Annotated in this window: 12 protein-coding genes; 4 read left to right on the forward strand and 8 right to left on the reverse strand. The window is 67.5% G+C overall.

What is annotated here, in order from left to right; all coding sequences use genetic code 11:
* Window positions 1-33: 33 nt before the first annotated feature.
* The 3 genes from UB43_RS07195 to UB43_RS07210 form a co-directional block, all read right to left on the reverse strand.
* The gene (locus UB43_RS07195) at window positions 34-1,137 is read right to left on the reverse strand and encodes an enoyl-CoA hydratase/isomerase family protein (RefSeq protein WP_045209753.1); all 1,104 of its coding nucleotides are present in this window, start codon (window positions 1,135-1,137) and stop codon (window positions 34-36) included.
* 10 nt (window positions 1,138-1,147) lie between these two features.
* The gene (locus UB43_RS07200) at window positions 1,148-1,966 is read right to left on the reverse strand and encodes an enoyl-CoA hydratase (RefSeq protein ID WP_045209754.1); all 819 of its coding nucleotides are present in this window, start codon (window positions 1,964-1,966) and stop codon (window positions 1,148-1,150) included.
* 212 nt (window positions 1,967-2,178) lie between these two features.
* Window positions 2,179-3,342 (reverse strand): isobutyryl-CoA dehydrogenase, encoded by a 1,164-nt coding sequence (locus UB43_RS07210; protein WP_045209756.1) that lies wholly within the window; start codon window positions 3,340-3,342, stop codon window positions 2,179-2,181.
* A gap of 181 nt (window positions 3,343-3,523) precedes the next feature.
* Between UB43_RS07210 and UB43_RS07215 the strand changes: the two genes are divergently transcribed.
* Window positions 3,524-4,402, forward strand: a complete 879-nt coding sequence (locus tag UB43_RS07215) for an AraC family transcriptional regulator (protein ID WP_045209757.1) — start codon at window positions 3,524-3,526, stop codon at window positions 4,400-4,402.
* A 1-nt stretch (window position 4,403) separates the two neighbouring features.
* On the opposite strand, the gene UB43_RS07220 is transcribed toward UB43_RS07215, so the two are convergent.
* On the reverse strand, window positions 4,404-5,651 hold the full coding sequence (locus tag UB43_RS07220) for an ABC transporter substrate-binding protein (RefSeq protein WP_045209758.1): 1,248 nt from the start codon (window positions 5,649-5,651) through the stop codon (window positions 4,404-4,406).
* A gap of 210 nt (window positions 5,652-5,861) precedes the next feature.
* Here UB43_RS07220 and UB43_RS07225 point away from each other — a divergent pair, with 210 nt between their 5' ends.
* Genes UB43_RS07225 through UB43_RS07235 form a run of 3 tightly spaced genes read left to right on the forward strand, consistent with a single transcriptional unit; the run spans window position 5,862 to window position 7,552 of the window.
* Complete coding sequence (locus UB43_RS07225; protein WP_045209759.1) at window positions 5,862-6,428, forward strand: hypothetical protein; 567 nt, start codon at window positions 5,862-5,864, stop codon at window positions 6,426-6,428.
* Between the two features lie 54 nt (window positions 6,429-6,482).
* On the forward strand, window positions 6,483-7,175 hold the full coding sequence (gene ung, locus UB43_RS07230) for a uracil-DNA glycosylase (RefSeq protein ID WP_045209760.1): 693 nt from the start codon (window positions 6,483-6,485) through the stop codon (window positions 7,173-7,175).
* A complete protein-coding gene (locus UB43_RS07235; RefSeq protein ID WP_052969515.1) occupies window positions 7,175-7,552 on the forward strand; it encodes a hypothetical protein in 378 nt (125 codons plus the stop codon). Before ung ends, UB43_RS07235 begins: the two co-directional genes overlap by 1 nt.
* 79 nt (window positions 7,553-7,631) lie before the next feature.
* On the opposite strand, the gene UB43_RS07240 is transcribed toward UB43_RS07235, so the two are convergent.
* The 4 genes from UB43_RS07240 to UB43_RS07255 are packed head-to-tail and all read right to left on the reverse strand — an operon-like array spanning window position 7,632 to window position 11,976.
* Window positions 7,632-9,152, reverse strand: a complete 1,521-nt coding sequence (locus UB43_RS07240) for a tripartite tricarboxylate transporter permease (RefSeq protein ID WP_045209761.1) — start codon at window positions 9,150-9,152, stop codon at window positions 7,632-7,634.
* A gap of 10 nt (window positions 9,153-9,162) precedes the next feature.
* Window positions 9,163-9,630 carry a tripartite tricarboxylate transporter TctB family protein gene (locus UB43_RS07245; protein ID WP_045209762.1) on the reverse strand — a complete coding sequence of 156 codons (468 nt, stop codon included), beginning with the start codon at window positions 9,628-9,630 and terminating at the stop codon, window positions 9,163-9,165.
* Window positions 9,631-9,679: 49 nt separating this feature from the next.
* A complete protein-coding gene (locus UB43_RS07250) occupies window positions 9,680-10,657 on the reverse strand; it encodes a tripartite tricarboxylate transporter substrate binding protein (RefSeq protein ID WP_045209763.1) in 978 nt (325 codons plus the stop codon).
* Window positions 10,658-10,686: 29 nt separating this feature from the next.
* Entirely contained in the window at window positions 10,687-11,976 is a 1,290-nt protein-coding gene (locus tag UB43_RS07255) for an OprD family porin (protein WP_045209764.1), read from the reverse strand.
* Window positions 11,977-12,104: the final 128 nt, after the last annotated feature.

A 12,104-nucleotide genomic window follows, 5' to 3' on the forward strand; every position in this document is an offset into this window, starting at 1 on the left:
TGGCCCGCTCCTACAGGGGGAGCCGGGGAGGGGCTAGAGATCCGCCAGCGGATGCTCGCCCTCCCAGGTCGCGTCGAAGTGCGCATTCACCACAGCATCAGGTATGGCAGCGATATCCGGCCAGTGCCAGTGCGGGGTGTTGTCCTTGTCGATCAGCCGGGCCCGCACGCCCTCCGGGAACTCCGGGTGGCGACAGCAGTTCAGGCTCATCGCGTACTCCATGCGGAACACCTCGGCAGTCGACAGATGGCGCGCGCGGCGAATCTGTTCCCAGACCAGGTGAGCGGTCAGCGGGCAGCCCGAGGCGAGAGTCTTCGCCCCGCGGGCGATCAGCGTGTCCTCGTCGTTGACCAGCGCGGTCAGGGCATTCCAGGCCTGGGCGATATTGGCGCTGTCGAGCACCGCATCCAGGCGTGCGCGGCGCGGCAGCAGCTGGGCTTCGGGCAGTTCGCCGCGGGCTTCATGTTCCAGTGCCTGAAGCAGGCTGTGCAATTGCACGTCGGCCTGTTCGCGCCAGTTCAGTTGCACCAGGCCTTCGATCAGGTCGTCCTGCTGGGTGTCCAGCAGGAAGCGGTCGGCGAGGTCCAGGTCCAGCGCGTCGCGGGCATTCATCTGCGTCGCGGTCAGCCCGAGGAACAGGCCGAGGCGGCCAGGCAGGCGGGCGAGGAACCAGCTCGCGCCGACATCCGGGTACAGGCCGATGTTGACTTCCGGCATGGCCAGGCGGCTGCTGGGAGTGACGATGCGCACGCCGGCGCCCTGCATCAGCCCCATGCCGCCGCCCATCACGTAGCCGTGGGCCCAGCAGATCAGCGGTTTGGAATAAGTGTGGATGAGGTAGTCCAGGCGGTACTCGTCGGCGAAGAAGCGGCGGGCCAGCTCCGGCACCTCGCCGGGCTTCTCGCGGCAGGCATCGACCAGCTTGCGCACGTCGCCGCCGGCGCAGAAGGCCTTGCCGCCGTTGCCGCGCAGCACCACGCAGGCAATCTGCGCGTCGTCCTGCCAGACGCGCAGCTGGTGGTTCATCGCCTCGATCATCGGCAGGCTCAGGGCGTTCAGGCTCTTCTCCGCGTCCAGCGTCACCACGCCGATGCGGAAGCCGTGCAGGCCGGGGCGTTCCTCGAAAATCACATTCATGGTCAGGGCCTTATTGGTTGCGCCAGTGTGGGTCGCGTTTCTCCAGGAAGGCATTCACGCCCTCGCGGGTGTCGTCGGCGTCGAACAGGTCGACGAAGCGCTCGCGCTCCTCCGGCAGCCAGGTGGTCGGGCCGCGCTCGCGGGCGCCCTGGATCAGCGGCTTGATGGTGCGCACCGCCACCGGGCTCTGCCGCGCGACCTTGGCCGCCAGCAGCAGGGCGGTGCCGCGGGCTTCGCCGGTATCGACGATCTGCTCGATGAGGCCGACGCGCAGCGCGGTCTCGGCATCGACGCGCTCGCCGCAGAGGATCATGCGCTTGGCCCAGCCTTCGCCCACCAGCCACGGCAGCGCCTGGGTACCGCCGGCGCAGGGCAGCAGGCCCACGGTGGCTTCGGGCAGGGCCATCTGCGCCTGGCGCTCGGCGATGCGGATGTCGCAGGCCAGCGCGCACTCCAGGCCGCCACCCATGGCGTAGCCGTTGATCGCGGCGATGGACACGCCGCGGAAGTCGCGCAGTGTCTCGAAGGCTTCACCGAAGCGGCGGGCCATCTCGCGGGCGCGGGCCTTGTCGCCGTCGGCGAACATGTTCAGGTCGGCGCCGGCGGAGAAGAATTTCGGGCCCTGGCCGGTCACCACCAGGGCGTAGATGTCGTCATCGCGGTTCAGGTGCTCGACCACCTGGCGCAGGCCGATCAGCGAGTCGCGGTCCCAGGTATTGGCCGGCGGGTGGTTGATGGTGATCAGCGCGGTGTGGCCGTGCTTTTCCACGGTCAGCTTGTGGGTCAGGTCGAAGACTCCGGGCTTGTAGGGTTCCAGGGCGTTGCTCATGGGCATCTCCTTGTCGGTCATGGGCATGGACTCTAGGGGCGTGCGGCGGGGCGCGTCCATGTCCGATCTGTTCGATTGCGCCCGCAGGGGCGGGCGGTTTTTCCAGTGGCAGGTTCTTCGTAGGAGCGAGCTTGCTCGCGAACGAACCCCCGCTGCGGAGATGGTTCGCGAGCAATAACGATGGCGTCCCCCTCGCTCCTACACAAAGGTGGTCACAGCAGGCGGTCCAGCATGCCGCCCTGTTCCAGCAGGCGACGGGCGACGATGACCCGCATGATCTCGTTGGTACCCTCGAGGATCTGGTGCACGCGGCTGTCGCGCACCCAGCGCTCCAGCGGGTAGTCGTTGAGGTAGCCATAGCCGCCGTGCAGCTGCAGCGCCTCGTTGCACAACGCGAAGCAGCGATCGGTGGCGAAGCGCTTGGCCATGGCGCAATACAGGGTTGCCTCGCCGTCCTTGTGGTCCAGCTTGTGCGCGGCCAGACGCACCATCTGCCGGCTGGCGGTGAGGTCGGTGAGCATGTCGGCGAGCTTGAATTGCAGCGCCTGGAACTCGGCCAGCGCCTTGCCGAACTGCTTGCGCTCCTCGACGTAGCGCAACGACTGCTCCAGCGCTGCCTGGGCCGCGCCCAGGGAGCAACTGGCGATGTTCAGGCGGCCACCGTCCAGGCCTTTCATGGCGTAGACGAAGCCCTGGCCTTCCGGGCCGATGCGGTTGCCGGCGGGGATGCGCACGCCTTCGAAGGTGATGGTGCGGGTCGGCTGCGCCTTCCAGCCCATCTTGTCCTCGTTGCGCCCGTAGCGGATGCCCTCGGCGTTGGCCGGCACCAGGAAGCAGGAGATGCCCTTGGCGCCTTCCTCGCCGGTGCGCGCCATGACGATCAGCACGTCGGTGGAGCCGGCGCCGGAGATGAAGGTCTTGGCGCCATCCAGAACGTACTCGTCACCGTCACGCCTGGCGCGAGTGCGCAGGCGCGCGGCGTCGGAGCCGGCGTCCGGCTCGGTCAGGCAGTAGGAAGCCAACAGCTGGCCGCCGATCAGCCCCGGCAGCCACTGCTCCTTGAGCGCGGCGTCGCCGAAGCTGGCAAGCATCCAGCTGGCCATGTTGTGGATGGTCATGTACGCGGTGGTGGCGACACAGCCGGCGGCCAGTTGCTCGAAGATCAGCGAGGCGGACAGGCGCGACAGGCCCAGTCCGCCGTCTTCCTCGGCGATGTACAGGCCCAGGTAGCCCTGTTCGGCGGCGCGGCGGATCACTTCCACCGGGAAGTGGTGCTGGCGGTCCCAGTCGGCGGCGTGGGGCGCCAGTTCGCGGCTGGCGAAGGCGCGGGCGCTGTCCACCAGCAGGCGTTGTTCTTCGGACAGATCGAAATGCATGCAGCTACCTCTGATTGTTCTTGTCGGCTACAGCTGCGCGCTCGTGGCGCGCGCTCTCTATGGCAAAGAGGCTCTTGGGTAAAGAGTCCTTCGGTTATAGCCGTTGTGCCATCGGCTGTGGATTGACGATCTTGTGCTGGGGATGGACGATCTTGGTATTGCCGATCCTGGATGCCTGCCCATGTCCCGCCCATTGATTTCCACCTGGCCGCTGCCGCAGCAGGGCGTGCGCTTTATCACCCCACCGCGCCTGCGCCGTGCGCTGGATCGTCATCCGCTTGGTCAGGCGTGCTATCCGCTGGCCCTGGGCTATTATCCGGCGGCGGTGGGACATCGTATGGAGCGGGAAAGCCCGGACGATCACCTGCTGATCTACTGCAGCGCAGGGCTCGGCTGGCTGGAAACGGCGGATGGACGATTCGAGGTAACCGGTGGCGATCTGCTGGTGCTGCCCAAGGGCCGTGCCCACGCCTACGGGGCCGACGCCCAGCGACCCTGGTCGATCTTCTGGGTACATCTGGAAGGCCGGCTGGCCGAGGACTTCCTGCGCCCCCTGGGCAAGTCGCCGCGCCTGCGCGTGGGCGTGCAGCCGCGCCTTCTGGGAGAGTTCGACGCGCTATTGGCGCTGCGCCGCCAGGGCCTGAGCCTGCCGCACTTCATCCACGCCGCCCATCTGCTGCAGAGCCTGCTGACGTCGCTGGCCCTGCGCCCGGCGCGGGCGAGATTGAAATCCGGGCGGGTGCTGGACGTCGAGGCGGTGCAGGCGATGATGCACGAGCACCTGCACGACGCTCTGAATCTCGACGAACTGGCGGCGCAGTTTCGCCTGTCGCGCTTCCACTTCGCCAAGACCTACCGCGCCCTGACCGGCCAGGCGCCGATCCAGGATTTCATCCGCCTGAAGATGACCCACGCCTGCCGGCTGCTCGACCAGGGCAATCTCGAAGTGCGCCAGGTCGCCGAGCAACTGGGCTACGCCGATCCGTACTACTTCTCGCGATTGTTCAAGAGCGTGGTGGGCATGGCGCCCAGCCATTACCGGGCGCTGCATACCGGCTGAGTCATTGCAGGGTCAGTGGCTTGCCGGCGGCGCTGCGTTCTGCCTGCCATTCGGCGAGGGAAGGGGCCGCCTCGGGGCCGTCCATGTGCTCGACGATCTCGAAGTAGTCCTGGTGCAGCGGGTCGCGCAGGACCTCGTCGCGCGGTTTCACCTTCACCACGTAGACGCGCTGGATGTTCTGGTGGTCGAAGTCGCGCCATTGCTGCTCGCCCTTGAGCAGGCTGTAGCGGTGGCCTTCCAGCGCCTTGACCAGCGCGTCGCTGTCCAGGCTGCCGCTGCGCCGGGCGGCGTCGGCCCACTGGTAGACGATGCTGTAGGCCGAGGCGGCGGAGCTGGCGGGGTAAACGCCGTAGCGCTGGGTGAAATCGCGCACGAAGGCCTGGCCGCGCGCCGAGCCTTCGCGCTCGGGCACCTGCCAGGTCCAGGGTTCGGTGCCGATCACGCCCTGCATCAGGCCGGGGCCGGCCAGCTCGACCATGCTCTGGGTGAGGTTGGGCGCGATGATCTGGTGGTTGCGCGTCAGGCCCAGTTCGTCGGCGATGCGCATCGCATGCACCAGGTCCTCGCCGAACAGCGCCAGGACCAGCACGTCGGCCTGGCTCGCGGCCGCCTGGGTCAGCGCGTCGCGGTAGTCGGAGAGGCGCGCGCCGGGGAAGGGCACCTTGATTGACGGGTGCCGGGCGGCGTCCTCGGTGCCGGTGTAGTGGCGCAGCGAACTTTCGGTGGTCAGGCCCCAGGTGTAGTTGGCGGTGACATAGAAATAGCGTTTGCCCGGCAGCGTTCGGCCCAGGTAGCTGCCCAGGGCGCGGGCGCTCATCCAGGCGCTGTTGCACTCGCGGAACATGTAGCGCTGGCCGTCCTTGCCGGTGGTGTCGTTGGAGTAGGTGAGGGTGCCGAAGTACAGCAGCTTCTTCTGCGCCGCCCGTTCGCCGGCGGCGATGGCCACCGCGCTGGAAGCCCCGCCAAAGAACATCGCCGCGCCGTCGGCGGCCATGGCGTCGATGTTGCGCAGGGCTTTTTCCGGACGCGAGGCGTCGTCCTTGCTCAGCAGGTGCAGCGGGCGCCCGAGCACGCCGCCCTGGGCATTGATCTCATCGATGGCCAGCAGCGCGCCGCGCATCTGCGCGAGTCCTTCTTCCTTGTAGGAGCCGGTGCGGGGGTAATTGAGGCCGAGGTTGATCGGTTCGGCGGCTTGCGCCAGGCCGCTGAGGGCAGCCACCAGCGAGAGTGCGGCAGTCAGAAATCGCATGTTCGTTCCCTGTTGTTTTTATTGGCGGGTGAAGCGAAGAAGGGACTGTGCACAGACTGGCCGGCCACTCCCATTGGCCTTTGGTCGAATCCTGGCGTGGCCGATGGACGCAGGGTGGCGCGCGGCGTCGCCTGCGCTGGCGTGCCCGACCGTGCGCGCAGCGGCGTGGCTGGCTAGTCTTCGCCGACTACCCGGAGAAGGACCCGCCCGATGCTGCCCGTGATTGCCGAACTGTTGTTGACCCTGGCCTGCGCCGTTGCCGCCTGGCGGGCCCTGCGCGAAGAACAGGGATGGCGGGCGCTGGGGGTTGCGTCGATGGGCGTTGCCGCCTTTCTCGGTGCGTTGGAGTACGGCGGTATCGCGGCGCTGAGCGAGCCTCACCATCTGGCGAGTGTGGTGTCCGGCGCGGTTGGCTTGCCGCTGATCGCTCTTGGTCGGCTGTCCGGCGCACCCGTACAGCGCGCCCTGGTGTTGCTGGTATGCATGGCGCTGGTGATGCTGCCTTCGCAGGTCACGCTGGCGAGCAACCTGATTGCCTTGCTGGTGATCGCCTGGCCCGGTCGTTCGCGCCGCTATCCGCTGGCGCTGCTCGGCACGCTGTTGTTCATTGGCAGCGGTTTGCTGATCGGCACCCGGGGCGAGCTGGCGGGCGTGCCGCGTCGCGAGCTGTTTCATCTTGGCTTGACGATAGCTATCGTCGCCTGGGTAGTTGCCGGGCTGGGCAGCGGGCAGCCGCGCCTGTCGCGGTCGCCGGCTGCGCGGCACAAGTCGCCTTGACTTGGCCGGGGCGCTTGCTTAGCGTGCCGGTTCGTTTCACCAGGCAGATGCACCATGACCAACGAAGATCGGATCAAGCTGGAACCCAGCTGGAAAGAAGCCCTCCACGAGGAATTCGACAAGCCCTACATGAAGCAGTTGGGTGAATTCCTCCGCGCGGAGAAGGCCGCCGGCAAGGTGATCTTCCCGCCCGGCCCGCTGATCTTCAACGCGCTGAACACCACGCCGCTGGAGCGCATCAAGGTGGTGATCATCGGCCAGGACCCCTACCACGGCCCCGGCCAGGCCCACGGCCTGTGCTTCTCGGTACAGCCCGGCGTACCGACGCCGCCGTCACTGCAGAACATCTATAAAGAGCTGCAACGCGACCTCAACCTGCCGATTCCCAATCATGGCTACCTGCAGCATTGGGCCGAGCAGGGCGTGCTGCTGCTCAACACCTCGCTGACCGTCGAGCAGGCGAACGCCGGCTCCCATGCCAAGGCCGGCTGGCAGCCCTTCACCGACCGGGTGATCGAAGTAGTCAGCGAGCGCTGCGAGAACCTGGTGTTCCTGCTCTGGGGCTCCCATGCGCAGAGCAAGCAGAAGCTGATCGACCCGCAAAAGCACCTGGTGCTCAAGTCCGCGCATCCGTCGCCGCTCTCGGCCTATCGCGGCTTCCTCGGCAACGGCCACTTCAGCCGCACCAACAAGTTTCTCGAGCAGCACGGGCTCGAACCCATCGACTGGTCGCTGCCGCCGGTGTGATGCCGCTGCTCCGGCGTGGGTGGCTGGTGATCCTGCCGGGCCTGGTGCTCGGCGGGAGCTGCCTTGCTGGCGACACGCTCATCGAGTCCCAGCGTTCCACCGCCACCACCCACGGGCTTTACGAAATCGACCAGGCAGCCCGCGCCTTCATCGCCTCCGAGAATGCTCGCCTGCGGGCGAACTGGACGGTTGCCGATCCCAATCCGAAGATTCTTGTCGCGCGCTGCACGGTGCCGCTGGACAGCCGCTGGGGCGAGATTCGCCTGTTCGCGCCGGATGGGCGCGAGCTTGTGCGCAAGGTTGTGGAAGTCGTTTGCGCCAAGCCGGTCAGCGGCGAGAGCTGGACGATTACGCTGCGCGTTTCCCACGCCACCTGACTCAGTCAAAAAAAGAGGCCCGCACGAAGGCGGGCCTTGAAAGTCGCCGCGCGTCTCGACGCGGCGAGCGTGGTTGCTTTTACGCGGCGTCAGCCAGCGCCTCGCGGGAGCGGCGGGCGCGTTTGCGCCAGGCGCGGACCAGCGGCAGGCCGAGCATCAGCGCGACCAGCGCCCAGGTGCCGATGGCGATGGGGCTGGACCAGAGGATGCCCAGTTCGCCGTTGGAGATGGACAGCGCGCGGCGCAGGTTCTGCTCCATCAGCCCGCCGAGGATGAAGCCCAGCAGCAGCGGCGAGAGCGGGAAGTCCAGTTTGCGCAGGATGTAGCCGAGGATGCCGATGGCGACCATCAGGAACAGGTCGAAGGTGGTGGCGTGCACGGCGTAGACGCCGATCGCGGTGATGATCGCGATGCCCGGCACCAGCGCCCAGTTCGGCACCGAGAGGATGCGGGTGAACACCCGGACCATCGGCACGTTGAGGATGATCAGCATGACGTTGGCGATGAACAGCGAGGCGATCAGGCCCCAGACGATGTTCGGCTGCTCCTGGAACAGCAGCGGGCCGGGGGTGATGTTGTACAGGCTGAGCGCGCCGATCATCACCGCCGTGGTGCCCGAGCCGGGGACGCCGAGGGTCAGCATCGGCACCAGGGCGCCGCAGGCGGAGGCGCCGATGGCGGTTTCCGGGGCGGCCAGGCCGCGCAGGTCGCCCTTGCCGAACTTGCCCGATTCGCCGGCCATTTTCTTCTCGGTCATGTAGGCCACGGCGCTGGCCAGGGTCGCACCGGCGCCGGGCAGCACGCCCATGATGAAGCCGAGCAGGCCGCAGCGCAGGTTGACCACCGCCACCGAGGCGGCTTCCCTGGCGTTGAACAGCATGCGTCCGCTGGCCTCGACCATCTTGTGGCCGTGGTGGGTCTTCTCCAGCAGCAGGAGGATTTCGCTGACCGAGAACAGGCCCAGTACCAGCACGACGAACTGGATGCCGTCGGAGACGTGGATGTTGTCGAAGGTGAAGCGGTACACGCCGCTGTTGGCGTCGATGCCGACGCTGGAGAGGAACAGCCCGAGCAGCGCCGCCAGCAGTGTCTTCAGCGGCCGGTCGCCGGCCAGCCCGCCCAAGGCGACGATGGCGAAGACCATCAGCACGAAGTATTCCGCCGGGCCGAAGGCGATCGCCCATTTCGCCAGCAACGGGGCGAACAGCACCATGCCGCAGGTGGCGATGAAGGCGCCGATGAACGAGCTCCAGGCCGACAGCGACAGCGCCACGCCGGCCAGGCCGTTGCGGGCCATGGGGTAGCCGTCGAGGGTGGTCATCACGGTGGACGCTTCGCCGGGGATGTTCAGCAGGATCGAGGAAATCCGTCCGCCGTACTCGCAGCCCAGGTACACGGCGGCCAGCAGGATCAGCGCCGATTCCGGCGGCAGGCCCAGGGCGAAGGCGACCGGGATCAGCAGGGCCACGCCGTTGATCGGGCCCAGGCCCGGCAGCAGGCCGACGACGGTGCCGATCAGGGTGCCGATCAGTGCGGTGATCAGGTTGTACGGGGTCAGGGCGACGCCGAAGCCCTGGCCGAGGTAGCTCAATGTTTCCATGACGGTTTCCTCAGAGCAGGGGGTCGAGGATGCCCAGCGGCAGCGGGACGTCCAGGGTGCGGTCGAACAGCAGGTAGAGGCCGATGGCGAGCAGCGTGGCGGTGACCACGCTGGCGAGCGGGCGGCCGCCGTAGATCAGCGCGATGAAGGTGCCGACCAGGGCGCTGGCCGGGATGAAGCCGAGCGGCTCGAACAGGCCGGCATAGACCGCCAGCAGGACGACGCAGAGCACCACCTTGCCCAGCAGCGCGCCTTCCAGCGCGGGCTCGTCGTCCTCGCGCTTGATCGGCGTGGGCCGCACGATCAGCCAGGCCAGGCCGGCGGCCATCAGGCCCAGGCAGAGCAGCGGATAGGCGCGCGGGCCGACCGGTTCATAAGAGAAGGGCGCCTGCAGTTGCCAGGCGATCAGGGCGAAGGCGACGCAGGCGAACAGCCAGGCGCCGGCGAACAGCCGCTGGAAGAGGCTGGTACGGGACATGGGGAGTCTCCTTGCGCCGCCTTCGCTGAAGGCGGCGCCACACGGGGCGTTACTGGATGAGGCCGAACTCGCGGGCCAGCTGCTTGTACTGGGCGACCTGCTGCTTCACGTAGGCGTCCAGCTCCGGGCCGGTCATGGCGAAGGGGAACAGCTCGCGCTGGTCGCGCAACTTGGCGAAGTCTTCCGAGGCCAGCAGCTTGTCGAAGGAGGCCTTCCAGAACTGGTAGTCCTCGTCGCTCACCTTCGGCCCGACGTAGAAGCCGCGCACCACCGGCCAGACGATGTCGAAGCCCTGCTCCTTGGCGGTGGGGATGTCGGCCATGCCTTCATCCTTCAGACGCTCCTCGGAGAACACCGCGAGGATGCGCATCTTGCCGGCGCGGATGTGCGGCATGGAGTCGGAGATGTCCGTGCTGCCGACCTGGATGTGCCCGCCCAGCAGCGCCGTGGCGATCTCGCCGCCGCCTTCCAGGGCGACGTAACGCAGCTGCTTCGGATCGATGCCGGCGGCCTTGGCGATCAGCGCGGTCTGCATCCAGTCCTGGCTGCCGACGGTGCCGCCGGAGCCGATCACCACCTTGCCCGGGTCGGCCTTCAGCGCGGCGACCAGGTCACCGAGGTTCTTGTACGGCGAGTCGCTGGGGACCGCGATGGCGCCGTAGCTGGTGCCGACGGCCGCCAGCCACTTCACGGCGTTCTCGTCGAAGCGGCCGAACTTGCCCTGGGCCAGGTTCAGCAGCGAGCCGCTGGAGAAGGCGGTGATGGTGTTGCCATCGGCCGGGCGCTGGGCGACCACCGCGTTGTAGGCCACGGCGCCGACACCGCCGGGCATGTAGGTGACGCGCATCGGCCTGGTCAGCAGCTTCTCGTCCACCAGGGCGCTCTGCGCCAGCTTGCAGGTGAGGTCGAAGCCGCCGCCGGGGGAGGCCGGGGCGATACATTCCGGGCGCTTGGGCTCGGCCATCAGTTGGCTGGCGGCGAGCAGGGTGGCGCCGGCCAGGGTCAGGTTGCGCAGGACGGTGGACATGGTGCGATTCCTCTCTTGTTGTTGTCGGTTTACCAGATCGCCAGGGAGTAGCTGAGGTAGATACGTGTCTCGTCGGCGTCCCGCGCGAAGCTCGAACGGTAGGTGGCGTTACGCACGCGCACTGCCACGTCCTTGAGCGGGCCGCTCTGGATCACGTACTTGATGTCGGTGTTGCGCTCCCATTCCTTGCCGTGACCGTCCATGCCGTTGATTTTGGCATTGTCACCGCTGATGTAGCGATTCATCAGGGTCAGGCCGGGGATGCCGAGGCCGGCGAAGTCGTAGTCGTGGCGCACCTGCCAGGAGCGCTCGTCGGCCTCGGCGAAGTCGCCGACCTGGACGAAGTTGACGAGGTAGGGGTTGCTGCCGTCGATGTAGGGGAAGGCGCTGTCGCCGCTCATCTGCTGCCAGCCGAGGCTGAACTTGTTGGCGCCCAGGACGTAGCCGAGCAGGCCGTTGAAGGCGCGGTTGTCGATTTCGCCGCCGCGCGCCTCGCCCTGGTCGTCGCTGATGGCCAGGCGCACATCCGCGCTGAACTTGCCTGGGCCGAGCGGATAGCTGGCGAGCAGGCCGACGAAGTGCTGGCGGTAGACCTCGTCCAGCTGCGCGTAGTGGTAGCGGCCGGTGAGGTGGTCGGTGAACTGGTAGTCGCCGCCGGCCAGGTCGTAGTGCTTGCCCTCGGCGCTGCCGCCGGAGAAACGGCGGTTCTTGTTGTTCAGCGCCAGGTCGGTGTAGTCGGTGGAGTCGCGGTCCTTGACCTTCTCCAGGCGCCCGCCGGTGAAGTTCAGGCCCGGCAGGTCGGTGGAGTTGAGCAGGCCGCCCTCGAAGGTCTGCGGGAACAGGCGGCTGTCGTTGGGCTGCAGGGTGGGCAGGTCGGGGATCAGGCTGCCGATCTTCAACTCGGTCTCGGAGGCCTTGAACTTGGCGGTCAGGCCCAGCTTGCTGTACTCGTCGGCGGCGCGGCCGTCGTCATGGGTCGGCAGCAGGCCGGTGCCGGTGCGATCCGGCGAGGAGTCGAGCTTCAGGCCGAGCATGCCCATGGCGTCGAGGCCGACGCCGATGGTGCCGGGGGTGTAGCCGGACTGGAAATCGAGGATGAAGCCCTGCGCCCATTCTTCGCGCTTGGACTGGCCGGCGCCGTCACGGAAATCACGGTTGAAGTAGATGTTCTGGGTGCTGAGCGTGGCGCTGCTGTCTTCGACGAAGCCGGCGGCATCGCATAGCGGGGCGACCCCGGCGAAAGCCAGCAGGGCGGGTGTCAGGCAGCGGGAGTTGGGCTTGGCAAAAGCCGGTGCAGCCAAAGGCTGGGCGGTGGGCATCTGTGGTCTCCGTTCTTGTTGTTGTCGCGAAAGGGCACCACGCCGCCTTTCGCTCTGCTGACGGTCTTTGCCGTCGTCGAGTCCGCTGTTCCCGCCGTTGCGCCTGGGCAGTCGGCGCGAAAAAATCG

It is taken from the genome of Pseudomonas sp. 21, assembly GCF_000955805.1.
GTDB lineage: Bacteria > Pseudomonadota > Gammaproteobacteria > Pseudomonadales > Pseudomonadaceae > Pseudomonas.

What these genes read in the sequence shown, in the direction of transcription:
- UB43_RS07215 (WP_045209757.1), top strand. Translation starts at nt 3,524, where the DNA reads ATGTCCCGCCCATTGATTTCCACCTGGCCGCTGCCGCAGCAGGGCGTG.
- UB43_RS07235 (WP_052969515.1), top strand. Translation starts at nt 7,175, where the DNA reads ATGCCGCTGCTCCGGCGTGGGTGGCTGGTGATCCTGCCGGGCCTGGTG.
- UB43_RS07200 (WP_045209754.1), bottom strand. Translation starts at nt 1,966, where the DNA reads ATGAGCAACGCCCTGGAACCCTACAAGCCCGGAGTCTTCGACCTGACC.
- UB43_RS07220 (WP_045209758.1), bottom strand. Translation starts at nt 5,651, where the DNA reads ATGCGATTTCTGACTGCCGCACTCTCGCTGGTGGCTGCCCTCAGCGGC.
- UB43_RS07255 (WP_045209764.1), bottom strand. Translation starts at nt 11,976, where the DNA reads ATGCCCACCGCCCAGCCTTTGGCTGCACCGGCTTTTGCCAAGCCCAAC.
- UB43_RS07250 (WP_045209763.1), bottom strand. Translation starts at nt 10,657, where the DNA reads ATGTCCACCGTCCTGCGCAACCTGACCCTGGCCGGCGCCACCCTGCTC.
- UB43_RS07245 (WP_045209762.1), bottom strand. Translation starts at nt 9,630, where the DNA reads ATGTCCCGTACCAGCCTCTTCCAGCGGCTGTTCGCCGGCGCCTGGCTG.
- UB43_RS07240 (WP_045209761.1), bottom strand. Translation starts at nt 9,152, where the DNA reads ATGGAAACATTGAGCTACCTCGGCCAGGGCTTCGGCGTCGCCCTGACC.
- UB43_RS07195 (WP_045209753.1), bottom strand. Translation starts at nt 1,137, where the DNA reads ATGAATGTGATTTTCGAGGAACGCCCCGGCCTGCACGGCTTCCGCATC.
- UB43_RS07210 (WP_045209756.1), bottom strand. Translation starts at nt 3,342, where the DNA reads ATGCATTTCGATCTGTCCGAAGAACAACGCCTGCTGGTGGACAGCGCC.
- UB43_RS07225 (WP_045209759.1), top strand. Translation starts at nt 5,862, where the DNA reads ATGCTGCCCGTGATTGCCGAACTGTTGTTGACCCTGGCCTGCGCCGTT.
- ung (WP_045209760.1), top strand. Translation starts at nt 6,483, where the DNA reads ATGACCAACGAAGATCGGATCAAGCTGGAACCCAGCTGGAAAGAAGCC.